At 68.7% G+C, this 25904-nt stretch carries 20 protein-coding genes; 13 read left to right on the forward strand and 7 right to left on the reverse strand.

Translation table 11 applies throughout. From position 1 onward, the window contains the following. Nucleotides 1-30: 30 nt before the first annotated feature. Together WT97_RS08725 and WT97_RS08730 are read right to left on the reverse strand one after the other, a co-directional pair. Nucleotides 31-2451 (reverse strand): glycoside hydrolase family 31 protein, encoded by a 2421-nt coding sequence (locus WT97_RS08725; RefSeq protein WP_060036206.1) that lies wholly within the window; start codon nt 2449-2451, stop codon nt 31-33. Between the two features lie 27 nt (nt 2452-2478). Then, nucleotides 2479-3750 (reverse strand): MFS transporter, encoded by a 1272-nt coding sequence (locus tag WT97_RS08730; RefSeq protein WP_059500721.1) that lies wholly within the window; start codon nt 3748-3750, stop codon nt 2479-2481. A 469-nt stretch (nt 3751-4219) separates the two neighbouring features. On the opposite strand from WT97_RS08730, the gene WT97_RS08735 reads away from it, so the two are divergent. The 9 genes from WT97_RS08735 (at nt 4220) to WT97_RS08775 (ending at nt 14420) form a co-directional block, all read left to right on the forward strand. Then, nucleotides 4220-5164: a MurR/RpiR family transcriptional regulator gene (locus tag WT97_RS08735; protein WP_059500720.1), complete on the forward strand. Its 945-nt coding sequence runs from the start codon at nt 4220-4222 to the stop codon at nt 5162-5164. Beyond that, a complete protein-coding gene (locus WT97_RS08740; protein ID WP_060353271.1) occupies nt 5161-6159 on the forward strand; it encodes an isoaspartyl peptidase/L-asparaginase family protein in 999 nt (332 codons plus the stop codon). Before WT97_RS08735 ends, WT97_RS08740 begins: the two co-directional genes overlap by 4 nt. Before the next feature lie 25 nt (nt 6160-6184). Beyond that, nucleotides 6185-8083: a dipeptide ABC transporter ATP-binding protein gene (locus tag WT97_RS08745; protein ID WP_060036204.1), complete on the forward strand. Its 1899-nt coding sequence runs from the start codon at nt 6185-6187 to the stop codon at nt 8081-8083. A 102-nt stretch (nt 8084-8185) separates the two neighbouring features. Next, the gene (gsiB, locus tag WT97_RS08750; RefSeq protein ID WP_060036203.1) at nt 8186-9748 is read left to right on the forward strand and encodes a glutathione ABC transporter substrate-binding protein GsiB; all 1563 of its coding nucleotides are present in this window, start codon (nt 8186-8188) and stop codon (nt 9746-9748) included. Nucleotides 9749-9815: 67 nt separating this feature from the next. Next, nucleotides 9816-10736 carry a glutathione ABC transporter permease GsiC gene (gene gsiC / locus WT97_RS08755; protein ID WP_060036202.1) on the forward strand — a complete coding sequence of 307 codons (921 nt, stop codon included), beginning with the start codon at nt 9816-9818 and terminating at the stop codon, nt 10734-10736. A gap of 7 nt (nt 10737-10743) precedes the next feature. Beyond that, entirely contained in the window at nt 10744-11637 is an 894-nt protein-coding gene (gsiD, locus tag WT97_RS08760) for a glutathione ABC transporter permease GsiD (RefSeq protein ID WP_059783765.1), read from the forward strand. Further along, entirely contained in the window at nt 11637-12719 is a 1083-nt protein-coding gene (locus WT97_RS08765; RefSeq protein ID WP_060036201.1) for a P1 family peptidase, read from the forward strand. Before gsiD ends, WT97_RS08765 begins: the two co-directional genes overlap by 1 nt. Beyond that, nucleotides 12716-13543, forward strand: a complete 828-nt coding sequence (locus WT97_RS08770) for a M55 family metallopeptidase (RefSeq protein ID WP_060036200.1) — start codon at nt 12716-12718, stop codon at nt 13541-13543. The genes WT97_RS08765 and WT97_RS08770 overlap by 4 nt, the downstream gene beginning before the upstream one ends. Nucleotides 13544-13640: 97 nt before the next feature. Further along, nucleotides 13641-14420 carry a helix-turn-helix domain-containing protein gene (locus WT97_RS08775; RefSeq protein ID WP_059500712.1) on the forward strand — a complete coding sequence of 260 codons (780 nt, stop codon included), beginning with the start codon at nt 13641-13643 and terminating at the stop codon, nt 14418-14420. A 461-nt stretch (nt 14421-14881) separates the two neighbouring features. Here WT97_RS08775 and pcaG read toward each other — a convergent pair whose 3' ends face one another. From pcaG to WT97_RS08790, 3 genes are all read right to left on the reverse strand, one after another. Continuing rightward, a complete protein-coding gene (pcaG, locus tag WT97_RS08780; RefSeq protein WP_059500711.1) occupies nt 14882-15475 on the reverse strand; it encodes a protocatechuate 3,4-dioxygenase subunit alpha in 594 nt (197 codons plus the stop codon). Nucleotides 15476-15478: 3 nt separating this feature from the next. Continuing rightward, nucleotides 15479-16186 (reverse strand): protocatechuate 3,4-dioxygenase subunit beta, encoded by a 708-nt coding sequence (gene pcaH, locus WT97_RS08785; protein WP_059500710.1) that lies wholly within the window; start codon nt 16184-16186, stop codon nt 15479-15481. 277 nt (nt 16187-16463) lie between these two features. After that, nucleotides 16464-17030, reverse strand: a complete 567-nt coding sequence (locus WT97_RS08790; protein ID WP_060036199.1) for a YiiX/YebB-like N1pC/P60 family cysteine hydrolase — start codon at nt 17028-17030, stop codon at nt 16464-16466. Between the two features lie 120 nt (nt 17031-17150). Between WT97_RS08790 and WT97_RS08795 the strand changes: the two genes are divergently transcribed. From WT97_RS08795 to WT97_RS08810, 4 genes are all read left to right on the forward strand, one after another. Further along, entirely contained in the window at nt 17151-17888 is a 738-nt protein-coding gene (locus tag WT97_RS08795; RefSeq protein ID WP_059500708.1) for a helix-turn-helix domain-containing protein, read from the forward strand. Between the two features lie 77 nt (nt 17889-17965). Beyond that, nucleotides 17966-18952, forward strand: a complete 987-nt coding sequence (gene pcaQ, locus WT97_RS08800; RefSeq protein ID WP_059500707.1) for a pca operon transcription factor PcaQ — start codon at nt 17966-17968, stop codon at nt 18950-18952. A gap of 131 nt (nt 18953-19083) precedes the next feature. Next, nucleotides 19084-19443, forward strand: coding sequence for a type II toxin-antitoxin system RelE/ParE family toxin (locus tag WT97_RS08805; RefSeq protein WP_060036223.1), 360 nt, complete (start codon nt 19084-19086; stop codon nt 19441-19443). Between the two features lie 74 nt (nt 19444-19517). Next, nucleotides 19518-19814 (forward strand): XRE family transcriptional regulator, encoded by a 297-nt coding sequence (locus WT97_RS08810; protein WP_060036222.1) that lies wholly within the window; start codon nt 19518-19520, stop codon nt 19812-19814. A gap of 95 nt (nt 19815-19909) precedes the next feature. Here WT97_RS08810 and WT97_RS08815 read toward each other — a convergent pair whose 3' ends face one another. Both WT97_RS08815 and WT97_RS08820 read right to left on the reverse strand, forming a co-directional pair. Next, the gene (locus WT97_RS08815) at nt 19910-21184 is read right to left on the reverse strand and encodes an APC family permease (protein WP_059500706.1); all 1275 of its coding nucleotides are present in this window, start codon (nt 21182-21184) and stop codon (nt 19910-19912) included. A gap of 138 nt (nt 21185-21322) precedes the next feature. Next, nucleotides 21323-25825, reverse strand: coding sequence for a DEAD/DEAH box helicase (locus WT97_RS08820; protein WP_060036198.1), 4503 nt, complete (start codon nt 25823-25825; stop codon nt 21323-21325). Between the last annotated feature and the right edge of the window lie 79 nt (nt 25826-25904).

The raw sequence follows: 25904 nt of genomic DNA on the forward strand, positions 1-25904 counted from the left end.
GGTTTGCTTCGGCTTGGGCGGTTCGGCGGTTCAGTGGTCGAACGCGACGACGAGGCGGCGCCACGCACCGTCCCGCGCATCCTGCTCGACTCGCGCACCGCGCACGGCAACCGGGCCTTGCAGCGACGCGGGCAGCAGGATCTCGACACGATCGGCCGGGCGCGCCGGGCGGCCGTCCCAGCGGACCGACACGCCGAGCACGCCCGACGCCTCGCGGCCGGTCTCGATGCGCCACAGGCCGTATTCGCCGTCGCGCCATGCTTCCGTCTCGCCGTCGTCCTCGACGCATTCGCCGTACGCGACGCCGTCCTCGATCCGCGGTGCGACGAGGAAGCCGCGCGTATCGGCGCGCGCACCGAAATGCTGTTGCGCGACGTTCAGCGGCAGCACGCGGCCTTCGCGCAGCAGCATCACCGGCGTGTCGAGCGGCGCGGGCAGCGTCACGCTCGCGCCGCCGTCGAACGACTGCGCGCTCGCGCAGCACGTCCAGCGTGCGCCCGCCGGCAGGTAAACCGTGCGTTCGGTCAGGCCGGGATCGACGACGGGCGCGACGAGCAGCGCGTCGCCGAGCATCATGTCGTCGCATGCGTCGTAGCAGCGCGCATCGCCGGGGAAATCGGCGAAGGTCGGCCGCAGCACGGGCTCGTAGCGCGTGGTCGACAGCCACAGCAGGTGATAGAGGTACGGCAGCAGCCGGTAGCGCTGCTTGATCAGCGACGCGATCTGCGCGGTGATCTCCGGGTACATCCACGGTTCGTTGACGGTGCCGTCGTCGTTCCACGAATGGATGCTGAAGCGCGGCATGAAGATGCCGAACTGCACCCAGCGCAGCAGCAGTTCGGGCGATGGCGCGGGGCCGGAGAAGCCGCCGATGTCGTGGCCGATGTTCGACACGCCCGACAGCGCGAGCCCGAGGCCCATCTTCAGGTTGTAGCGCAGCGTTTCCCACGACGTGTAGTTGTCGCCGGACCACGTTTGCACGTAGCGCTGCATGCCCGCGCCGCCGGAGCGCGACACGAGGAACGGCCGGCGCGCCGGCGCATGCGCGCGCTGTGCGTCGCGCGACGCGCGCATCATCAGCATCGTCTGGAGCACCTTGGCTTCGCGTGCAGGAAACGGCTGGCCGAAGCCGTGCGCGATCGCGTCGGGCGACCAGATCTCGTATTCGTTGTTGTCGTTCCAGGTCGATTCGATTCCGTATTCCAGCAGCGCCGACGTGACCTGCTCGCACCACCATCGGTAGGTGTCGGGCTGCGTGAAGTCGAGATACGCGCCGACTTCGTCCCAGAACTGCACCCAGGCGGGTTCGCCGGATGCCGAGCGGATCAGCAGAGCGCGCTGCGCGGCTTCGTCGAAGGAAGGATGGTCGCGCAGCAGGCACGGCTTGATGTTCGCGCACAGGCGGATGCCGTGGTTGCGATAGTGCTGCACGAAGCCCTTCGCGTCGGGAAACTTGTCGCGGTTCCAGTTGAACACGTAGCGCTTCGCGCCGATCGACGTATAGCCCGACGACAGGTGGAACGAATCGCACAGGATGTCGTGCGCGTCGCACTGCTCGACGAACTGGTTCATCTGCTGCTGGGCGTCCGGCGCGTCGGTGTAGCTCATCGTCGAGCCCGAATAGCCGAGCCCCCATTTCGGCATGCGCGCGGGGCGCCCGGTCAGCCACGTGAAGCGCCGCGCGGCCGCGAGCGGCGTATCGGGCGACGCGATGAAGTAGTAGTCGAGATCGCCGTGCTCGGCGACGAAATAGCGATAGGGCCCGTGATAGTTGTCGAGCTCGCGGCCCATGTCGAACGAGCAGTCGGACAGCGTGTCGTAGAACAGCCCGAACCCCTGGCACGCATCGGGCGACCACGTGATGTAGAACGGGATGTGCTTGTACAGCGGGTCGGTGTGCTTCGCGCTGTAGCCCATCGCGTCGATGTTGCGCATCTCGAAGCGTGCGCCCGTGCGGTCGAGTTCGCCTGCGCGTTCGCCGAGGCCGAATACCTTGTCGCCGCGCTCGCGGGCGACGTAGTGATACGCACGTTCGTCCCACCAGCCGAAGTTGTACGCCTGTGTCGGGCGGTCGGCGAGTGCGACGCGCCATGCGCCATCCGCGCCGCGCATCGACCACGCGCAATGGCCGCCTTGCCGGCGCACCGCGAGGCGGATCTGCGCGGTTTCGATGCGCACGCCGTCGTCGTCTTCCACGAAGTCGTAGTGGGGCAGCGCGAAGCCGCTCAGATCGAGGCGGTCGCGCCCGTCGAGCGGCACGTCGTCGAGGCCGGGCGCGATCGTCCACGTGCGCGGGTTGCGCGCCGTCGCGTCGGGCAGCACGCGCACGCGCACGATGTCGTCCTCGAGCACGAAGATTTCGAGAGTCGCGCCCGTATCGGAGGCGAGCAGCACGCGGTTCGCATGGTGGCTGGCGACGCGGAACACGGGCGGATGAAGGAGCGAAGTCATGAATGCGATTCCTGGTGAAAACGGATGTCACGCGTGCTGCGCGAGCAGGCGTTCCTGCTTCGACTGCCCGCGGATCAGCACCGCGAGCAGCGTGACGCCGACGATGTCGAACAGGCCGAGGCACGCGAACAGCGGCGCATAGCCGATCTTGTCCGCGAGCGCGCCGACCAGCAGCGAGAAGCCGAGGCCGCCGATCCACGCGGCCATCCCGGCGAAGCCGCTCGCGGTGCCGACTTCCTCGGGATCGAACACGTCGGCCGACAGCGTGTTGACGAGCGCGGAGATCATCTGGTGCGCGAAGCCGCCGACGCAGAACAGCGCAATCGCCGTGTACGGCGACGACACGAGGCCGATCATCGCAGGCCCGAGCATCAGCACCGCGCCGAGCGCGACGCCGGCGACGCGCGACCACACGAGCGGCAGCTTGAAGCGATTGGCGAGATACGGCGACAGATAGCCGCCCGCGATGCCGCCTGCGTCGGCCGCGAGAAACGGCATCCAAGCGAATACCGCGATCTGCGTGAGCGGCATGTGGCGCTCGGTCGCGAGGTACAGCGGAATCCAGAAGCTGAAGGTCTGCCACGCGGGTTCCGCGAAGAAGCGCGGCAGCGCGATCGCCCAGAAGCGGCGCGCGGTGACGACGTCGCGGATGCGGCGCTTCGACACGGGCGGCATCGTGGCCTGGCCGTCGCGGATCAGCGTGCGCTCCCGCGGCGTGATGCGCGGATGATCGGCCGGCGACCGGTACTGCGTGTACCAGAGCGCGGCCCACACGAACCCGAGCGCGCCGGTGACCATGAACGCGGCCTGCCAGCCGAACCGCATCGACAGGAACACGACGAGCGGCGGCGCGATCGCGGCGCCGAGCGACGTGCCCGCGTTGAAGTAGCCGACCGCGACGGATTTCTCGCGATCGGGAAACCATTCGGCCACGGCCTTCATCCCGGACGGAATCGCGGCGGCCTCGAACAGGCCCAGAAAGCCGCGCAGGATGCCGAGCGAGAGCCAGCCGGACGCGAAGCCGTGCGCGACGCCGACCACCGACCACAGCATCGCGAACAGCGCGAAACCGAGCCGCAGCCCGATCAGATCGACGATGAACCCGCATACCGGTTGCATGATCGTGTAACCGATCTGGAAGGCGCCGACGATGTACGAGTACTGCTGCGTCGAGATCGCGAACACCTGCTTGAGCTCGGGCGCGAGCACCGCGAGGGAATTTCGTGCGAGGTAGTTGAGGATCGTGCCGAGACACACGAGCACGATGATCCACCAGCGCAACGCCTTGACTGTCTTCACCGCTGTCTCCTGTCAGGGAAGGCGGGCGCGCGGCGCCCACCTGGTCCATGAGGGCCATCCGTCCGGATGGCTTGTTTCGTTTTGTTCGTACGATGTCCGATCTTGATGGGCGCCGGTTTTACCGGTTTATATCGAAATCACGGTGTTCGAGCGAACATTCCGTCGTCTTTAAGCCGCAATGTTATCTGACGACTGATCATTTTCGAACATCCTATGTTCGATTGCGAATCAGGTCAACGTGAATCTGCATTCGAACGAACGTACTCGGGGTTTTCCCGATGAACGGTGGCGACCGGGCGAGCGGCAGCGCAGGCGGTTGCCCGTCGAAGGCCCGTGCGGCGGCCCGGACGATCGTCCGGACGGTCGACGTACGCCGCAGGGGGCGTGACAACCCTGATGAAAATTTATTTCTTTTCGGGAGACGGATTGTGTAAATTGATTTTCATCAAACCTTGCAACAACCCTTCGCATGACGCCTCTCGTTCCGCCCGATGTCAGTCACGACGAACCCGCGATCGCCGAGCGGATCGCGTCGGCGATGCCGTCGATGACGCCGATTCACCGGCGCATGGGCGAATTCGTGCTCGCGAACCCGTTTCGCGCCGCGACGATGCGGATCGACGAGCTCGCGCAGGCGGTGAATGCGTCGATCGCTACCGCGAACCGTTTCGCGAAGGCGCTCGGATTCGATGGCTATCCGGCGATGCGCGCGGCGCTCGTGCGCGGCTTCGAGGCCACGCTCGGGCCGGTCGAACGGCTGCGTTCCGCGCAGGAGCAGGAGTCCGGCGTGCGCGGCGCGGTCTGGATCGACGCAGTGTTCGACCAGGCTGCCGCCAACATCGAGAACACGCGCGCGCAACTGGACGCAGCCGATGTCGAGGCGGCGGTCGAGGCGATCGTCGGCGCGCGGCGCGTGCTGATTCTCGGCGCCGGGTCGAGCGCGTTTCTGGCCGGATTGATGGAGCACGGACTGTCCGTCTGCCATGACAGCGTGCAATCGCTTGCGCTGCTCGGCGGGCCGTCGCATGCGGCGCGACGCCTGTACACGGCCGATTCGCGCGATCTCGTGATCGCGCTCGCGTTTCCGCGCTACGTGAAGGACACGATCGAGCTGGCCCGTCGTGCGGCGGCGCGCGGCGCGCGCGTGCTCGGCATCTCCGACGGCCCGCAATCGCCGCTCGCGTCGTTCGCGTCGCTGAACCTGTACGTCAAGGCCGAGCGGCGTTTCGCGGCCACGTCGGAAGCCGCCGTGCTGACGATGATCGAGGCGCTGATCGACGCGGTCGCGCTGCGCACGCACCGGTCCGCGAAATCCGCCGCCGAGATGACCGAATTCCTGCTGCCGTGGCTCGTGCAGCCGCAAGCGGCGTTGCCGGCCGCCAACCCTTCTTTCCCCCGTCCGAAAAAATCATGACTTCACCCGCGATCGTCGCGATTCACGGCGGCGCAGGCACGATCCTGCGCGAAGCGATGGATACCGACACCGAACGTCGATACCGCGACGAACTCACCGCGATCCTGCAGGCCGCGCAACAGGTGCTGGCCGAGGGCGGCAGCGCGCTCGACGCCGTCACCGTCGCGGTGCGGATGCTCGAGGATTGTCCGCTGTTCAACGCCGGGCGCGGCGCCGTCTATACGGCGGAAGGCAAGCACGAACTCGACGCGGCGGTCATGGACGGCGCGACGCTCGGCGCCGGCGCGATCTGCTGCGCGACCCGCGTGCGCAATCCGGTGCTCGCCGCGCGGCGCGTGATGGAGGCGAGCGAGCACGTGCTGTTCGCCGGCGCGGGCGCCGATGCGTTCGCGGCCGCGCAGGGGCTCGAACTCGCCGAGCCCGGCTACTTCGACACCGAGTCGCGGCATGCGCAGTGGGTGAAGGCGCGCGCGGCGGCCGGCGCGATGCTCGACCACGATGCGGCGACGTTCGTGTTCGGCCAGTCGCAGCAACAGCCGCAGCCGGCCGAGCCGCTCGATCCGGACCGCAAGCACGGCACGGTCGGCGCGGTCGCGTGCGACCTGAACGGCCACATCGCGGCGGCGACGTCGACGGGCGGCATCACGAACAAGCAGCCGGGGCGCGTCGGCGATTCGCCGATCATCGGCGCCGGCTGCTACGCGGACGACGCGACCTGCGCGGTATCGTCGACGGGCACCGGCGAGATGTTCATGCGGCTCGCGACGGCCTACGACGTCGCCGCGCAGATCGCGTATCGCGGCGCGTCGCTCGCCGATGCCGCGCACGACGTCGTGATGAACAAGCTGCCGCGCCTCGCGGGCCGCGGCGGGATCATCGCGGTCGACGCACGGGGCAACGTCGCGATGCCGTTCAACACCGAAGGGATGTACCGCGGCTACGCACGCGTCGGTGAAGCGCCGGTCGTCGGCATCTACCGCGACGACGCGGCCTGATCCCGGATCGCACGAGGAGAGACGCATGACATCGAGCCGTAACCCGTCGGTCCCGGCGCTGCCCGAGCAGCGCGTGGTGGCCGTCGACGACCTGTCGGTCACCTTCCGTCGCGAAGGCGCGACGTTCGACGCGGTTCGCAACGTGTCGTTTCACGTCGATCGCGGCGAGACGCTCGCGATCGTCGGCGAATCGGGCTCGGGCAAGTCGGTCACCTCGCTCGCGCTGATGCGACTCGTCGAGCACGGCGGCGGCGAAATCACGAGCGGCCGCATCGCGTTCCGGCGCCGTGGCGGCGCGCTGGTCGATCTCGCGCAGGCGAGTGCCGCGACGATGCGCGGCATCCGCGGCGCGGACATCGCGATGATCTTCCAGGAGCCGATGACGTCGCTGAACCCGGTGTTTACGGTCGGTGACCAGATCAGCGAGGCGATCGCGCTGCACCAGTCGAAGAGCGCCGCCGAAGCACGCGCGGAAGCGCTGCGGTTGCTCGATCTGGTGCGCATTCCCGAAGCGCGCCGCGTGTTCGCCCGCCATCCGCACCAGTTGTCGGGCGGGATGCGGCAGCGTGTGATGATCGCGATGGCGCTGTCGTGCCGGCCCGCGCTGCTGATCGCCGACGAGCCGACGACCGCGCTCGACGTGACGATCCAGGCGCAGATCCTGCAACTGATCCGCGGGCTGCAGGACGAAATGAACATGGGCGTGATCTTCATCACGCACGACATGGGCGTGGTGGCCGAGGTCGCCGACCGCGTGCTCGTGATGTACCGCGGCGAGAAGGTCGAGGAGGGCGAGTCGGACCGCATCTTCGCGACGCCCGCGCATCGCTACACGCGGGCGCTGCTCGCGGCCGTGCCGCGGCTCGGCTCGATGCAGGGTACCGACGCACCCGAGAAATTCCCGCTGCTCAAGGTGGACGGCGCGAGCGCGCCGGCGCCGGCCACGGCGTGCGCCGCGAACGACGCGCAGCCGCCCGTCGATCGCGCCGCGCCGCCGATCCTGCGCGTGCGCGATCTCGTCACGCGCTTTCCGGTGAAGAGCGGCGTGTTCGGCCGCGTGTCGCAATACGTGCATGCGGTCGAGCGCGTGAGCTTCGAGCTGCGCGCGGGCGAGACGCTCGCGCTCGTCGGCGAATCGGGCTGCGGCAAGTCGACCACCGGCCGGTCATTGTTGCGCCTCGTCGAATCGCAAAGCGGCTCGATCGAATTCGACGGCCGCGACATCAGCGCGCTGAAGGGCCCGGACCTGCAGGCGTTGCGCCGCAACATCCAGTTCATCTTCCAGGACCCGTTCGCGTCGCTGAACCCGCGCCTGACCGTCGGCTTTTCGATCATGGAGCCGCTGCTGGTGCACGGCGTCGCGAGCGGCAGCGAAGCGCAGGCGCGGGTCGACTGGCTGCTCGACAAGGTCGGCCTGCCGCCGGAAGCCGCCCGCCGCTATCCGCACGAATTCTCGGGCGGCCAGCGTCAGCGGATCGCGATCGCACGTGCGCTCGCGCTGAACCCGAAGGTCGTGATCGCCGACGAGTCGGTGTCGGCGCTCGACGTGTCGGTGCAGGCGCAGATCGTCAACCTGATGCTCGACCTGCAGCGCGAGCTTGGCGTCGCGTACCTGTTCATCTCGCACGACATGGCGGTGGTCGAGCGCGTCAGCCATCGCGTCGCGGTGATGTATCTCGGCCAGATCGTCGAGATCGGCCCGCGCCGCGCGGTGTTCGAGGCGCCGCAGCATCCGTACACGAAGAAGCTGATGAGCGCGGTGCCGGTGGCCGATCCCGCGCGCCGGCATGCGCCGCGCCAGCTCGCGGCGGACGAGATTCCGAGCCCGATCCGCGCGGTCGGCGACGAGCCGCTCGTCGCGCCGCTCGTCGCGGTCGGCCCCGATCATTACGTCGCGACGCATCGCGTCGGCGGCGCGTATTGAGTGGTGGAGTCGTGCGCGGCGACGACGGCGCACGCACCCGCAGGCAGTCGAAACCGAAACGCCCGTGAGGCGTCACCGATTCACCGATAGGAGCCCAGCAAAATGACCCAGCAGCATCCGTTTCCGATGTTTCGTCCGCGCGCATGCTTCGTCGCGCTTGCCGGCGCGTTTGCGCTGTCGGCCGCGCTGCCCGCGTACGCGCAGCAGACCGCGGTGATGGCGGTGGATTCGACCTTCACGACGATGGACCCGTACGACGCGAACGACACGGTGTCGCAGGCCGTCGTCAAGTCGTTCTACCAGGGCCTGTTCGGCTTCGACAAGGACATGAAGCTCGTCGACGTGCTCGCGACGGGCTATGAAGCCAGCCCCGATGCGAAGACGTACACGATCAAGCTGCGCTCGGGCGTGAAGTTCCACGACGGCACCGATTTCAACGCGGCGGCCGTGAAGGCGAACTTCGACCGCGTGACCGATCCCGCGAACCACCTGAAGCGCTACAACATGTTCCGCGTGATCGAGAAGACCGAGGTCGTCGATCCGACCACGGTGAAGGTCACGCTGCGCGAGCCGTTCTCGGCGTTCATCAACACGCTCGCGCACCCGTCGGCCGTGATGATCTCGCCGGCCGCGCTGAAGAAGTGGGGCCGCGACATCGCGCTGCATCCGGTCGGCACCGGGCCGTTCGAGTTCGTCGAGTGGAAGCAGACCGACGACCTGAAGGTGACGAAGTTCGCGGGCTACTGGAAGAAGGGCTATCCGAAGATTGACGCGATCGACTGGAAGCCGGTGGTCGACAACAACACGCGCGCGGCGCTGATGAAGACGGGTGAAGCCGATTTCGCGTTCCGCATTCCGTTCGAGCAGGCGACCGAGCTGAAAGGCAACCCGAAGGTCGACGTCGTCGAGCGGCCGTCGATCGTGCAGCGCTACGTGTCGCTGAACATGCTGCAGAAGCCGTTCGACAACCCGAAGGTGCGCCAGGCGCTGAACTACGCGGTGAACAAGGAAGCGCTCGCGAAGGTTGCGTTCTCCGGTTTCGCGACGCCGTCGACCGGCGTGGTGCCGCAGGGCGTCGATTACGCGACGAAGCTGGGCCCGTGGCCGTACGACCCGGCGAAGGCGCGTGCGCTGCTGAAGGAAGCCGGCTATCCGAACGGCTTCGAGACGACGCTGTGGTCCGCGTATAACAACTCGACGTCGCAGAAGGCGATCCAGTTCGTGCAGCAGCAGCTCGCGCAGGTCGGCGTGAAGGTGCAGGTGCAGGCGCTGGAAGCCGGCGAGCGCGTCGCGAAGGTCGAGAGCGCGCCGGATCCGGCGAAGGCGCCGGTGCGGATGTACTACATCGGCTGGTCGTCGTCGACGGGCGAAGCGAACTGGGCGATCACGCCGCTGCTGGCCGGCGCGTCCGCGCCGCCGAAGCTCGTCAATACCGCGTACTACAAGAACGACGCGGTCGACGGCGATCTGACGAAGGCGCTCGAGACGACCGATCGCGCGAAGAAGGCCGAGTTCTACGCCGATGCGCAGAAGCAGATCTGGGCCGATGCGCCGTGGATCTTCCTCGTGCAGGAGAAGATCGTGTATGCACGCAGCAAGCGGCTGCAGGGCGCGTACGTGATGCCGGACGGCTCGTTCAACTTCGACGAGATCTCGCTGAAATGACGGCGGTTCGTCCGCCACGCAGTGCCGGCGGCGCGAGCCGCCGGTGCGCTGATTCGATCGGTGTCCCATGCTGAATTTCCTCGTCAAACGCCTGTTCGGCCTGCTGCCCACGCTCGCGATCGTCGCGGTGCTGGTGTTCCTGTTCGTGCACCTGCTGCCGGGCGACCCCGCACGACTCGCGGCCGGCCCCGAAGCCGACGACGCGACGATCGCGCTCGTGCGCGCCGACCTCGGGCTCGACAAGCCGATGCCCACGCAGTTCGCGAACTTCTTCGTGAAGATCGCGCACGGCGATTTCGGCGTCTCGACGCGCAGCAAGCGGCCGGTCTCGACCGAGATCGGCGAACGCTTCATGCCGACGCTGATGCTGACGCTCGTCAGCATGGTGTGGTCGACGCTGTTCGGGATGGCGATCGGAATTGCGTCGGCGGTCTGGCGCAATCGCTGGCCCGACCGTATCGGGATGACGCTCGCGGTGTCGGGCATCTCGTTTCCCGCGTTCGCGCTCGGCATGCTGCTGATGGAAGTCTTCTCGGTGAAGCTCGGCTGGCTGCCGGTCGTGCCGGACGGCTCGTGGAAGAGCTACGTGCTGCCGTCGCTGACGCTCGGCGCCGCGGTCGCGGCCGTGATGGCGCGCTTCACGCGCGCGTCGTTCGTCGAGGTGCTGAACGAGGACTTCGTGCGCACCGCGCGCGCGAAGGGCGTGCACGAGCCGATGGTCGTGCTCAAGCACTGCCTGCGCAACGCGATGATCCCGGTCGTCACGATGATGGGGCTGCAGTTCGGCTTCCTGCTCGGCGGCTCGATCGTCGTCGAGGTCGTGTTCAACTGGCCGGGGCTCGGGCGCCTGCTCGTCGACGCGGTGACGATGCGCGACTACCCGGTGATCCAGGCGATCGTGCTGCTGTTCTCGCTGGAATTCATCCTGATCAACCTGACCGTCGACGTGCTGTACGCGGTCATCAACCCGACCATCCGGTTCAAGTGAGGCGCGAATGAACGCGACTGCCCAGCCCGCGGCGCCGGCCGCACCGACCGCGATCCGCACGCCGTGGCGCGAATTCTGGCGCAAGTTCCGCAAGCAGACCGTCGCGCTCGTCGCCGGCGGCTTCGTGCTGGCGCTCGTGGTGCTCGCCTTCGTCGGCCCGCACATCGTGCCGTTCGATCCGGAGAACTATTTCGACTACGACGCGCTGAACGCGGGGCCGTCGGCCGTGCACTGGTTCGGCGTCGATTCGCTCGGCCGCGACATCTTCAGCCGGATCGTCGCGGGCACGCGCATTTCGCTCGCGGCCGGCTTCTTCTCGGTCGCGCTCGGCGCGGCGATCGGCACGTTGTTCGGGCTGCTCGCCGGCTATTACGAAGGCTGGTGGGACCGCATCACGATGCGCATCGCCGACGTGCTGTTCGCGTTCCCGGGCATCCTGCTCGCGATCGGCGTGGTCGCGATCCTCGGCAACGGGATGGTCAACGTGATCTGCGCGGTTGCGATCTTCAGCATCCCGGCGTTCGCGCGGCTCGTGCGCGGCAACACGCTGATGCTCAAGCACATGACCTACGTCGAGGCCGCGCGCAGCATCGGCGCGTCCGACTGGACGATCATCATGCGGCACATCCTGCCGGGCACCGTGTCGTCCGTCGTCGTCTACTTCACGATGCGCATCGGCACGTCGATCATCACCGCCGCGAGCCTGTCGTTCCTCGGGCTCGGCGCGCAGCCGCCGACGCCGGAGTGGGGCGCGATGCTCAACGAGGCGCGCGCGGACATGGTGACGGCGCCGCACATCGCGGTGTTCCCGAGCCTCGCGATCTTCCTGACCGTGCTCGCGTTCAACCTGCTCGGCGACGGGCTGCGCGACGCGCTCGACCCGAAGCTGGAGCGCCGTTGATGCGCGCCGCACCGATGTGGACGGCGATGCTGCCGCCCGGGCCGCGCGGCACGATCGCCGATGTGCCGGGCGTGACGGTCGGCCATTGCACGCTCGATGCCGGCAACGTGCAGACGGGCGTGACCGTCGTGAAGCCGCATCCGGGCGACGTGTACCGCAGCAAGGTGCCGGCCGGGGCGGCCGTGATCAACGGTTTCGGCAAGAGCGTCGGGCTCGTGCAGGTCGACGAGCTCGGCACGCTCGATACGCCGATCGCGCTGACCAATACGTTCGGCGTCGCGGCGGTTGCCCACGCGCAGCTCCGTGCGGCGATCGCGGCGAATCCACAGGTCGGCCGCGACTGGCCGACCGTCAATCCGCTCGTGTTCGAGTGCAACGACGGTTACCTGAACGATATCCAGGCATGCGCGGTCACGGCCGCGCATTACGACGACGCATGCCGCGCGGCATCGCGCGACGTCGCACGCGGCGCGGTGGGCGCCGGACGCGGGATGTCGTGCTTCGACCTGAAAGGCGGGATCGGCTCCGCGTCGCGCGTGGCCGTCGCGGCCGGCCGGCCCTATACGGTCGGCGCGCTCGTGCTCGCGAATTTCGGCCGGCTGCCGATGCTGACGCTCGGCGGCGTGCCGCTCGGGCGCATCGTCGCGCAACGGCGCGCGGCCGAAGCTGCCCACACGGCGCCGCCCGAGCAGGGCTCGATCATCCTGTTGCTGGCCACCGATGCGCCGCTCGACGCGCGGCAGTTGTCGCGGCTCGCGCGCCGCGCGGCGGCGGGGCTGGCACGCACGGGCTCCGTCTACGGGCATGGCAGCGGCGATATCGCGCTCGCCTTCTCGACTGCCTACACGATCGCGCACGACGCATCGACGATCGCGCTGCCGGCCCTCGTGGCCGATGCGGCGCTCGATCCGCTGTTCATGGCCGCGGCCGAAAGCGTCGAGCATGCGATCGCCGACGCGTTGCTGCAGGCGGTGACGGTCGCCGGGCGCGACGGTCACGTGCGGCAATCGCTGCGCGACGCGGTGCCCGATCTCGACCGGTTGTTCAACGAAAACGACGAAGGACGTTCGATCCTGTCATGAAGATCCTGATCTCGACCGATATCGAGGGTGTCGCGGGCGTATTCGCCGTCGAGCAGACGCGCGCCGGCAATCCGGAATACGAGCGGGCGCGCCGCTGGATGACCGCCGAGGCGAACGCGGCGATCGAAGGCGCATTCGCCGGCGGCGCGCAGGCCGTCTGGGTCAACGATTCGCATGGCGGCTATCGCAACCTGCTGCCCGACGGGCTCGATGCGCGGGCGCGCGTCGTGCTCGGCAAGCCGCGTACGCTCGGGATGATGGCCGGCCTCGAACAGCAGCCCGATCTCGTATTCATGATCGGCTATCACGCGAAATCGCAGACGCGTGGCGTGCTCGCGCACACGATCAACAGCTTCGCGTTCACGCAGGTGTGGCTGAATGGCGTCGAGCTCGGCGAAGCCGGGCTGTACGGCGCGCTGGCGCGCGAATACGGCGCGCACGTCGCGCTCGCGACGGGCGACGACGTATTCGCCGAGGAAACGCAACCGCTGTTTCCGGACGCGCGTTTCGAGACGCTCAAGACGGCCGGCGGCGCATCGAGCGGCGAGACGCTCACGCCGTCCGCGTCGTGCGCGCGCATCGCGGCCGCCGCACGGGAGACGGTCGCGCAAGCGCTGTCGTCCGGCCGGCGCGCGGGCGCTCATCGGCCCGCGCCGGCCGCTTGCACGCTGCGCGTGCAGACGGCCGCGCTGGCCGACCTGTTCTGCGTGCTGCCGTCGCTCGAGCGTGTCGATGCGGTGACGCTGCGTTTCGACGGGCCGTCGGTCGAGCACGCGGTGCGCACGCTGAACAGCCTGTCGGCGATGTCGTTCATGTTGCGGTGACGCGTGCCGCGCGACGCCGCCGGCGCATGGCCGGCCGGCCGATCGCGGCGGGGCGGACCGCCTTCGATAGCGGGTCATTGATGATGGAATTCGGGCCGTGAGAAATACGCTGCTAGATCCCTACGAACACATTCCCCGGAGCGTGGTCGTGCTCGCCAACGAATTTGCGGCGGGCACGACGTTTCCGGATCATGCGCACGTGCGCGGGCAATTCGCATTCGCGTCGCGCGGCACGATCAGTGTGTCCACGCCGCACGGCCGCTGGCTGGTGCCGCCGCAGCGCGCATGCTGGGTGCCGGCCGGCGTGCGGCACGAATTGACGATGACCGGGCCGGTCACGATGCTCACCGCGTTCGTGTCCGCCGACGCCGCGCAGGCGGCCGGACTGCCCACCCAGTGCGGCGTGTATGGCGTGTCGCCGCTGCTGCGGCAACTGATCGACGATGCGATCGACTTGCCGGCGATGTACGACGTCGACGGCCGCGCGGGCAAGCTGATGGATCTGCTGATCGCCGAAATCGCGACGATGCCGCGCCTGTCGCTGCATGCGCCGTTGCCGGCCGATGCACGACTGGCGAAAGTATGCCGGCACCTGTTCGCGGCGCCGTCGATCGCGGCCGATCTCGATCGGGTCGCGGCCGACGCGGGCGTGAGCCGGCGCACCTTCACGCGACAGTTCCGTGCGCAGACGGGCGTGAGTTTTGCCGCCTGGCGCCAGCAGGTATGCATGCTCGCGGCGATTTCGCGCCTGACCGACGGGCAACCGGTGACGCGCGTCGCGCTCGATCTCGGTTACGCGAGTGCGAGCGCATTCACGTCGGCATTTCGCCGCATTCTGGGCGACACGCCGAGCCGGTATCTGGAGATTCGTCGCTAGGCGCCGGGACGCCGCGCGGGTCACGCCGGTGCGCGGGCCGCGACACCAAAAAAATACGCGCCCGCCAACTTCGGCCAGACGCGCTTAAAGGCACTCTGTCTGACAAATGCGCGGACCGCCTGTCGGGCAGCGTCGCGCATGACGCCTGTCATTGTTGCTTCATACGATTCAATTCTGCCGACTCATTGCAGATAACCAAGAATACGCCGCATAACGCGCAAACGATATCGGGGCGACCCGACGATTGATGTGCTCTCGCAGCATGCATTTCAATGGCGCGTTCGATATCGGGATGGGAAGTCGATGATGGCAGGGATCCGCAGCCGTTACCGGGCACGATGCGGCGCACCATCGAATGATGGCGACGCGGGCCTCAAAACGCCGTGTGGCGCGATGCCTGCCGGTATCGCGCCACACGGCGGTGCGGTTGCATACGAAGCCGGCGAGCGCCAGCGCATGCGTCAAACGTCGAAGAACACGGTTTCTTCCGGCCCCTGCATACGGATGTCGAAGCGGTAGACGACCGGGCGGCCCGGTTGCGCGTCGCGTTTCGCGACGAGCGTCGCGCGTCGCTCGGCCGGCACCGCGTTCAGCACGGGGTCGACCGCGTTCGCCGCGGCTTCGTCGTCGAAGTACACGCGCGTGAACGCGTGGGTGAGGATGCCGCGCATCATCACGGTCACGTTGATGTGCGGCGCCTCGTCGGCTGCGACGCGGCCCGGCTTCACCGTCTCGACGACGAAGCGCTGCTGCGGGTCGGTGCCCGTGCCGACCCGCGCGAAGCCCGTGAAGCCGGATTTCGCGATGTCGTCGCGCGACGCGGGATAGCGGCCCGCGCCGTCCACCTGCGTGAATTCAAGCACCGCGTCGCCAACGACGTTGCCGTCGCCATCGAACACCTGCCCGACCAGCAGCACATGCTCGCCTTCGGTGTGCGCGGCGGCGATCGTCGGCGTGAACAGGCTTTTCAGGTCGTAGTCGTATTGCTGCGGGCACAGGCCGTACGCGAAGTACGGGCCGACCGTCTGCGAAGGGGTTTGCTTCAGCGTCGTCATGGTTCAGCGCTCCATCGGGGTGGCGTCGCGGCCGCGCAGCACGATGTCGAATTCGTAGCCGAGCGCATAGCCTTCTTCGGTGATGTCCATCGAGAAGCGCGAGATCAGGCGCTCGCGCGCGGCTTCGGGCGTGCCCTGGAAGATCGGGTCGTACGCGAGCAGCGGATCGCCGGGGAAGTACATCTGCGTGACCAGGCGAGAGCCGAAGTATTCGCCGAACAGCGAGAAGTGGATGTGATTCGGGCGCCACGCGTTCGGGTGGTTGCCCCACGGATACGCGCCGGGCTTGATCGTCAGGAAGCGGTAGCGGCCTTCGTCGTCGGTCAGGCAGCGGCCCGCGCCGAGGAAGTTCGGATCGAGCGGCGCGTCGTGCTGGTCGACCTTGTGCACGTAGCGGCCGGCCGCGTTGGCCTGCCACACTTCGACGAGCGTGTTGCGCACGGGCTTGCCGCCTTCGTCGAGCACGCGGCCGGTGACGACCATCCGCTCACCGAGCGGCTCGCCGTTCTTCACGGCGTTCTTCGTCAGGTCGTGGTCCAGCGCGCCGAGATCTTCCGCGCCGTAGACGGGCGCGTACTGGTCGCGCAGCTTCTCCTTCAGCGGGATCAGCGGACGGGTCGGGCCGCGCTTCACGGACGAACGGTACTCGGGGTGAACATAGGCCGGATGCGACGGCCAGTCGCGCGGCGTGAGGATCGTGGGGGAATCCATCGGGGCGTCTCCTGATAGGTATTTCGCGAAGTGGACGCCACGACTTTAGCCAATCCGGAAAGTTATGAAAAATGACCTTTTTTCGTGAATTACATAACCGTTTGTTATGTTTGTCCCGCCCATGAAAATTCCGCCGGACAGGAACCCTGTCCGGCGGAAAAAGCGATCGGGCTTCGCGTCGTCGGTGACGACCCCGTGCACGGCCCTCCAGCCAGCCCGTCGCTGCTTTTTGTCTTTCGTTCTCGTTGTTATCCGGTCTCCCCAGGCGTGCCCGTCGTCACGGATGGCGGGGATCGAACACGATCCCGTCGAATTCGAGCGCCAGCGTGCCGCTGCGCAGCAGGGCCGACGGTGTCGACGCGTGGCCGGCGCCGAGCACGTCGTTCACGTACTGCGCGCAGAAGCCGCGCCGCGCGCGCAGATTGAAGCGATTGCCGAGCAGCGCATCGATTCGCCGTTCGGCCAGCGCATGGATGTGGCGCTGCGCGTCGACCGAGGCCGCCGCGACGCGGCGCGCCAGCGCGATGCGTCCGCCGTCGGCACGGGCGACGAAGCGCGACAGCGGCGCGAGCTTCGTCCACGCGAACGCCGTGGCTTCGGCGATCATCGGTTCGTCGCCCGACGTATCGACGACGATGCCGAAGCGGTTGGCCCAGACGCCCGCCGAGCCGGTCGCGGCATCCGGCGCACCGGCCGGCTCGCGGATGAACACGAGATCGCCGACGTGCGCGCCGGCGGCCAGCGTGCGCAGGGTGGCGAGCGGCATCGTGCGATCGGTGTCGCGTGCATCGCGCGGGGCGGCGTGGTGCGATTTGCAGGCGGCTGTGTCGATTCGGGCGGTCATTTCGGCTCCGTCGTTGCGTGACAGGACGGAGCGGATTATGCAGACAAGTAACCTGAATTACTGATGTGGATGTGTGAGTAGCCTAATATCCGACCACGAGCATCATTTTTCGATACCAACATGACCGAGACCGCCCAACTCATCGAAACGCTGAAGCGCCAGTTGAAGGCGCAGGGAATGACTTATCGGGACGTCGCGCGTGCGCTCGACATCTCCGAGACGAGCGTGAAGCGGCTGTTCGCGAGCGGCCGCTTCACGCTTGAGCGCATCGCGGAGATCGCGCAACTGCTCGGCTATACGCTCGCCGAGCTCGTGCAGGAAGCATCCGCGTCCGCGCCGCGCTTGCGTGTGCTGACCGAGCAGCAGGAGGCGTTGCTCGTGTCGGACGAGAAGCTGCTGCTGGTCGCCGTGTGCGCGATCAATTACTGGACCGTGCAGGACATCGTGTCGGCCTATCGCGTCACGCAGGCCGAGTGCGTGAAGTATCTACTGATGCTCGACCGGATGAACGTGATCGCGCTGCTGCCCGGCGACCGGATTCGCGTACGCGTCGCGCGCGATTTCGACTGGCTGCCGGGCGGGCCGATCCGCCGCTACTTCCATGCGCACGTGCTCGACGACTTTCTCGGCAGCCGCTTCGACGGCCCGGGCGAGACGATGACGTTCCTGCAAGGAATGCTGACGGACGCGGCCGCCGCGGAGCTCGAACAAGAGCTGCGGCGGCTGAGCAGCAAGGCGGCGGCGCTGCATGCGGAGTCGTCGTCCGCGCCGCTCGGACAGAAGCACGGCACGGCCCTGCTGATCGCGAAACGGATCTGGGAGCCTACGGGATTCCACGCGCTGCGGCGCCATGCATGACGCCGTGCCGAACGCTTGGGCCTTTCCGGAAAGTTATGCAAAATGGCGATTCATCGTCATTCGCATAACCACCCGTTATGAATAACCGTATCGCCGACGGTCGCGTCAAATTCCGGCACCTGCAGTGTTTTCTCGCGGTCGCGCAACTGGGCGGCGTGCAGAAGGCGGCCGAAAGCCTGTCGATCACGCAACCGGCCGTGTCGAAGACGATCGCCGAGCTGGAGGCGATCCTCGGCGTGAAGCTGTTCGAGCGCGGCCGGCACGGCGCACAGCCCACCCGCGAAGCGCAACTGTTCATGCCGCACGCGAATGCGTGCGTATTGGCGCTGCGGCAGGGCGTCGGGCTGCTGGCGCGCGAGGGCGGGGCCGCTGCCGCGACGCTGGAAATCGGCATGCTGCCGACCGTCGCGGCTTCGCTCGCACCGGCCTTGATGAAGGCGCTGACCGCGCGCTGGCCGCGCATCGTCGTGCGGATCGCGACGGCCGCGAACGCCGAGTTGCTCGAGCGTCTGAAATCCGGGGCGATCGAATGTGCGATCGGGCGGCTGTCGGAGCCGGAGCGGATGATCGGGCTCGCGTTCGAGCAGTTGTACAACGAGCCGCTCGTCGCGGTCGTGCGTGCCGGGCATCCGCTGCTCGCGAGCGCGGCGCCGGCCGCCGAGCTGGCGCGCTACCCGGTCGTGCTGCCGCCGTTCGGCACGTTGATCCGCCAGTCCGCCGAGCAACTGCTCGGCGCATGCGGCGCGCCGCCGCTGGATTCGTTCATCGAGGTGCTGTCGGTATCGGTCGCGCGCGCACTGGCGCTCGAGAACGATGCGGTCTGGTTCGTGCCGCTCTATGCAGCCGAATACGATCTGTCGGCCGGCGCGCTGGCGCGCCTGCCGCTGCCGTCGGCGGGCACCGACGAGCCGGTCGGGCTCGTGCTGCGTACCGATGCGCAGCCGTCGCCGGTCGCGCGGACGCTGATCGACGCGGTGCGCGACATCGCGCGATCGCGGTTCGGCAATGCGCGCCCGCACCAGGCGCCACGCGCGGCGCGCAAGCGCGCTCGCGGCAAGCGGTGATCCACCGGGCCTGGCGGATGCGCCGGGTCCGATCTGCTTCTTGCCGAAGGATTGAGTGGCCATCCGGTCAGTAGCCATCATCGGGGTGCTTGGCATATCGTACCGTTTTTGATACGATGGGTGACAAGACGATGGCGAGACAGCAGATTCAGGTCACGCTCGGCGTGCGGTTCTTCCGGACGGCCCGCGGCCACGAGCCGGTGCCCGAATGGCTCGATGCGCTCGTGCAGGCGGAGCGAAGGGCGATCGGCGAAGAGATCAAGACCGTTCAACTCGGCTGGCCGCTCGGCATGCCGCTGGTCCGGAAGATGGCGAAGGATCTGTGGGATATCCGCGTGACGGTGCCGGGGCGAAGCGCGCGCGTGCTGTTCACGGTCGTCGGCGACACGATGGTGCTGCTGCGCGGCTTCTTCAAGCAGTCGCGAGCTACGCCGTCGGACGATCTCGACGTCACCGTCGCGCGCTTGAAAGCGCTGACGCACGCCATCTGAATTCCCCGGTTGCGCCGGAACGCACCGTCTCCGACGGTCGGGCAGCCGGCAACGCCATGCACCTGGAGTACGACATGACGACCACGAACAATCCGCATATCGGCAGCGATTTCGATGCCTTCCTCGAAGCGGACGGCGCTCTCGAAGCGGCCACCGCCACCGCGATCAAGCGCGTGATCGCGTGGCAGATCGGGCAGGAAATGAAGGCGCAGCACATCACGAAAACCGCGATGGCCGCGCGGATGAAGACCAGCCGCGCCGCGCTCAACCGTCTGCTCGACGAAACCGACACGAGCCTCACGCTGGCGACGCTCGCGAGCGCGGCCGCCGCGCTCGGCAAACGGCTCAGCTTCGAGCTGGTGCCGGCCTGACGGGCGCGAACGAACGGCGCACGGCCGGATCGGCGTGATCGTTCGTGCGATCGGTGCGGCGAGCCGGTGGGCGTCGGCCCGCGGCGCATATCGGATCATTGACGCGGGCCGGTAACCTGCAGATAAAGCAGTGCGCCGCCCGCGAGCAGCAGCGGGCACAGGAAATACCATCCGGTCGTCACGAACAGCCCGGCGACCGCAATCAGCGAAATCCACGCGCAACGATATGCGATGCCGCCACGCGGCAGCAGCTTCAGCGCAGCCGCCGCGCCGAGCCCGTACACCATCACGAAACACCCCGACGTCACGAGCACGAGCGGCTTCGGTCCGACGTCCGACAGCGCCGTGGCGGCCAACGCGATGGCCGCGAGCACCGCGATCACGCCGAGGCTGCGGCGCGGCACGCCGCCGACCTGGCTGCCTTGCGCGAGCCATGCGGGCAGTGCGCCGTCGCGCCCGAGCGCCGCGCCGAGTTTTGCCGCGCCGGCGAAATATGCGTTCATCGTGCCGAGCGTGAGCAGCAGTGCAGCGGCGGCCGCCAGCACCTGCGCATGGCCGCCGATGCCGCCCGCGATCAGTTCGGCGAGCGGCGCGCCCGATGCACCCGCGGAAGGCCCGAGCACCGTCACGCTCGCGGCGGCCACCGACAGATACAGGAACCCGACGACCACGACCGCGATGCCGGCCGAGCGTGGCATGTCGTGCGCGGGCCGGCGGAATTCGGCCGCGAGATGCGTGATCGCTTCCCAGCCGGCGAAGCTCCACACGAGCAGCGCGGCAGCCTGGCCGACCGCGAGCCAGCCGTGCGGGGCGAACGGATGCAGGTTCGCGGCGCGGGCATGCGGCGCGGACGCAAGCACCGCGGCAAGCAGCAGCGCGACGAGCAGCGCCGACAACACCAGTTGCATGCGGCCCGACACGGTGACGCCGAATGCGTTCGCGGCCGACACGGTCGCGATCAGGGCGGCGGCCGTGACGACGACCGTCGTGTGTCCGCCGCCCGTGACGGCCGCGACGTATGCGCCGCCGAACATCGCGGCGGCCGGCGCGCCGGCCGGCACCGCGAAGTAGAAGCACCAGCCGACGATCGCCGCGGCCTTCGGGCCGAATGCGCGCCGCGCGTAGGTCGACACGCCGCCGGCATCGGGATAGCGGGCGCCGAGTGCGGCGAAGGTGGCCGCGAGCGGCCCGGACAGTACGACGAGCGCGGCCCATGCGAGTAGCGAGGCCGGCCCGGCGACTTCGGCGGCGAGCGCGGGCAGCGCGATCACGCCGGTGCCGAGCACCGCGCCGATATAGAGCGCGGCGCCCTGGAAAATGGTCAGCGAACCCGCGTGATGGGCAGCGGGCGAATCGGCATGCGAAGGCATGAGCGGCAGTCTCCGGAAGTCTTGTCTTGTGTGGGCGAGGCGTGCAAGCGCGCGGTCGATCGTTCGATGCTACCGGAACGATGGTGACCGCGCGGCCCGGCGATCAGTAGTCTTGTGCCGCGTGCGTGTCAGCCGATGTCAGCAGGAACGCGCGAGCCGCAGGCGCGCGTCCTCGCGCGCGGCGGGCGACAGCTCGGGCGCGTAGTGGAACGTACCCGATACCAGCGATGCGACGGGCACGCCATCGCGGAACAGCACGCGATTGCCGGCCAGCGCCGGCACCTTGTCGCCGGGCAGCAGCGTGCCGGCGAGATTCAGCGGGTCGGCGCCCGTCACGCATACATACTGCCCATCGCCCGGTTGCCGGCGCAGTTCGCGCAGGATCGGGATGGCCTCGGGCAGCGCGAACTGCTCGCCCGCGAGCCCGGCGACGAACCGACCGCCGCGAATCTCGCCGCGTGCTTCGAGGCGCTGCAGCACGCGCACGAGTTCGCGCCAGCTCGGCAGCCAGTCGGCTTCGCGTTCGAGCAGCCGCCAGAACACGACGCCGTAGCGGCGCAGCAGCGTCCACACGATGTGTTCGAGTGCGTCGGGATCGGTCATGGCGGGGCCGCGTTTCGGTGCGGGCGCGCCGTCGTCCGGTGGTGCCCGACGCTGCACGAGCGCCCAGCGGCCGGCGTCGTCCATCCCGCCGATCAGCGCGCCGCCGCGTCGTGTACGCGGTGCATAGGTCGCGCTGCGCTTGACGGCCGGCTTCAGCAGCGCGCGCAGGCCCGCGTAACTGTCCGCGTTCACGAGGCCGGCCGACACGAGTTCGCCGAGCGCCTGTTCGAGTTCGACGGGCAGCATGTGCAGGTCGTCGAGCAATGCGTCGAAGAACATCGCGCCGTGCGCGGCAAGCGCGTCGCGCACCTGTGTGGCGCGTGCGGATAGCGCCGGCTGCGCATCGGGATCGCGCAGCGCCTGCCATGCGGAAAGATGGCGGCGCGGCAACAGCACGATCGGCGTCGTCTTCACGGGCGTGCCGGCCGCGCGCGCCGGCGCGCCGATGCGGGTCCACACCAGCTTGCCGGAGCGGCACAGCTCGTCGAGGCCGCCCGCCGTGTAGTCGGTGAGCCGCGCGGGCAGCAGCGCGTCTTCCCAGGCGCTCGCCGCGGCCTCGTAGCCTTCGAGCTGTTCGACCACGGCTGCCAGCGCGTCGCGACCGGTGCCGCGCGTGTCGGGCGTCAGGTGCTGCCAGTGGAACAGGAAGCGCATGAAATCGGCGCGTTCGACCGGCTCGATCTCGCGACGCAGCCGCTTTACCGTATAGCGATGAATGCGCGCGAGCAGGTGACGTTCGCACCATTCGTCGGTCGTCGCGCCCGGCGTGAAGCGGCCGCGCATCACGTAGCCTTCGCGCTCCAGCGCTACGAGCGCCGTCGAGATCGACGCGGGCGGCAGGCCGAGCGGCGCGGCGATCGCATCGAGCGTGAGCGGCCCGAAGCCGGTGAGTCGCGCGCGGATCACGTCGACGAGCGCCGCATCGGCTTCCCACGGCTGCGCGCACGCGGCCGGCACCTTGAGCGCCGGTGTCGTGCGGGCGTCGGGATGCAGCGCGCGCACGCACACGAGCCGCTCGACCGGCACCCACAGCACGGCGCCGCCCGGCGTCGCGAGTTTCGTCGCGCGGCGGCGTTCCGCGAGTTCCGCGAGTCGCTCGGGCCAGCCTGCGTGCGCGTGCGCCTCGCTGTCGGCGACGCATGCGAGCGTAAGCAGCGCATCGTGCATTTCGTCGGCGTCGCGCGCGAGCGGCCACGCTTCGTCGCGCACGGCGGCGATCGCGTCGGCGTCGAGCGCGCCCAGATCGTCGGCCGATTCGGGGTCGCTCCAGCGGCGCGACTGCACGGCCTGCGTGCGGCGTTCCTCGAGCGGCGCATCGTCGAGGAATGCGTAGGGCTTCGCGTTCAGGATCTCGGCCGCGAGCGGCGACGGCGCGGGCAAGTCGCGCTCGACGAGTTCGATCGCGCCGCTCTCGATCCGGCGCAGCAGCGCAAGCCAGCCGTCGGTGTCCATCGCGTCGTGCAGGCAATCGTCGAGCGTCTGGTCGACGAGCGGATGATGCGGAATCTCGCGTTCGCCGACGATGTTCTCGAGACATGCGGCCTGATCGGGGAACACCGTCGCGAGCAGATCGTCGCTCTTCATCCGCTGCAGTTGCGGCGCCGTGCGCCGGCCGCCGGTGAAACGCGGCAGCGCGAGCGCGGTGGTCGCGTTCCAGCGCCAGCGCACGCCGAACATCGGCGCGTCGAGCAGCGCCTGGATCAGCACGTGCTCGGCGCTGGCCGAACGCAGGTAGCGCCACACTTCGTCGAGTGCGAAGCTGTGCGCGAGCGACAGCGACAGGATGATCGCGTCGTCGGTCGCGGCGGCCTGCAGTTCGAAGTTGAAGTTGCGACAGAAGCGCTTGCGCAGCGCGAGCCCCCATGCACGATTGATCCGGCTGCCGAACGGCGAATGGATCACGAGCTGCGTCCCGCCCGATTCGTCGAAGAAACGCTCCATCACGAGCGTGTCCTGCGTCGGCAATGCGCCGAGCGCCGAGCGGGTGCGCGCGAGGTAGTCGGCGATCTGGCGTGCGGCGTCGGGCGACAGGCGGAGATCGTCGACGAGCCAGCGCAACGCGGGCGCGAGGCGGCTTTCGGCGGGCGCGAGCGCGGTGGCGGCGGCATCGGTTCGCGAGTCGGTGACGATGCCGGCCGAGCCCGCTGGTTGGGCGTTACCGTGCGTCTCCGTCTTGCCCGCCGCGTTGCCGACCGCGCGCTTGCGTCCGCCGGCGTTCGCTTGCCGGTCGCCTTCCGCGAGCAGGCCGTCGATCCGTGCGCGCAGCCGCCCGACCGCCGCCGACAGCTCGTCGCTGCGTCCGAGCCCCTCGCCGAGCCAGAACGGAATGCTCGGCGATTGACCTTGCGCGTCCTCGACGCGCACGCGGCCCGTTTCCACGCGAATGATCCGGTACGACTGGTTGCCGAGCTGGAACACGTCGCCGGCCAGACTTTCGATCGCGAAATCCTCGTTGACGGTGCCGACCTGGATGCCCTGCGGTTCGAGCAGCACCGCGTAGTCGGCCATGTCGGGAATCGTGCCGCCGGAGGTGGTCGCGGTCATCATCGCGTTGCGGCGGCCGCGCACGGTGCCGCCGACCACGTCGCGGTGCAGGTACGCGCCGCGCACGCCGCGGCGGCTCGTGAATCCCTCGGCGAGCATCTTCATCACTTCGTCAAAGCGTTCGCGCGTCAGCCGCGCGTACGGCGCGGCGCGCGTGAAGCTCGCATACAGCGCGTCTTCGTGCCATTCCGTGCACGCGACTTCGGCGACGATCTGCTGCGCGAGCACGTCGAGCGGCGCTTCGGGAATCCGCAGCGCATCGAGTTCGCCGCGTTGCACGCAGTCGAGCAGCGCCGCGCATTCGACCAGCTCGTCGCGCGACAGCGGAAACAGCCGCCCCTTCGGCACGCCGCCGACATGGTGCCCCGAGCGGCCGACGCGCTGCAGGAACGGCGCGATGCCGCGCGGCGAGCCGACCTGGCAGACGAGATCGACGTCGCCGATGTCGATGCCGAGTTCGAGCGACGCGGTCGCGACGAGCAGCTTCAATTCGCCGCGTTTCAGCCGCTGCTCCGCGTCGAAGCGGTGCTCCTTAGCCAGACTGCCGTGATGCGCGGCGATCGCGTCCTTGCCGAGCCGGTCGGCGAGATGGCGCGCCATGCGCTCGGCGGTGCGCCGCGTGTTGACGAACACCAGCGTCGTGCGATGCGCGGCCGCGAGCCCGGCGATGCGGTCGTACACCTGTTCCCACACGTCGGTCGCCATCACCGGTTCGAGCGGCACGTTCGGCAGTTCGAGCGCGAGGTCGCGCTCGCGGGTGTGGCCGGTGTCGACGATCGCGCAGTCGCGCGGCGCGTCGGCCGGCCCGCCGACGAGGAAGCGCGCGACCGCGTCGATCGGCTTTTGCGTGGCCGACAGCCCGATGCGCGGCAGCGCGTGCCCGGCCAGCGCGTCGAGGCGTTCGAGCGACAGCGCGAGATGGCTGCCGCGCTTGGACGACGCCAGCGCATGGATTTCGTCGACGATGACCGAGCGCACGCTCGACAGCATCTGCCGCCCCGACGTGGACGACAGCAGGACGTACAGCGATTCGGGCGTCGTGACGAGGATGTGCGGCGCGCGCTTGCGCAGCGCCGCGCGCTCGGCCTGCGTCGTGTCGCCGGTGCGCACCGCGGTGCGGATCGCCGGTACCGGCAGGCCGAGTTGCGCGAGCGATTCGGCGATGCCGGCGAGCGGCGCGTCGAGGTTCACGTGGATGTCGTTCGACAGCGCCTTCAGCGGCGATACGTAGACGACCAGCGTCGCGTCGGGCAGCGTGCCGTCGTGCGCGAGCGCATCGCGCACCAGATCGTCGAGCGCGCACAGGAAGGCGGTGAGCGTCTTGCCGGAACCGGTCGGCGCGGCGACGAGCGTGGAGCGGCCGGCCTTGATGTGCGGCCACGCGAGCGCCTGCGCGCCGGTCGGCGCGGCGAACGTGCGCCGGAACCACGCGGCGACGGCCGGGTGGAACACGTCGAGCGCGCGGGCGGCAGGGCGGGTAGCTGTGACGTCCATCGGAGCGTTGAAATGGGGTGCGAGCGTGCGGATTGATCGCACGCGAGTCGAATCGTCAGTGTGCCAGACGCCACCGGTG

This window comes from Burkholderia sp. MSMB1459WGS, from assembly GCF_001534535.1.
Lineage (GTDB): Bacteria > Pseudomonadota > Gammaproteobacteria > Burkholderiales > Burkholderiaceae > Burkholderia.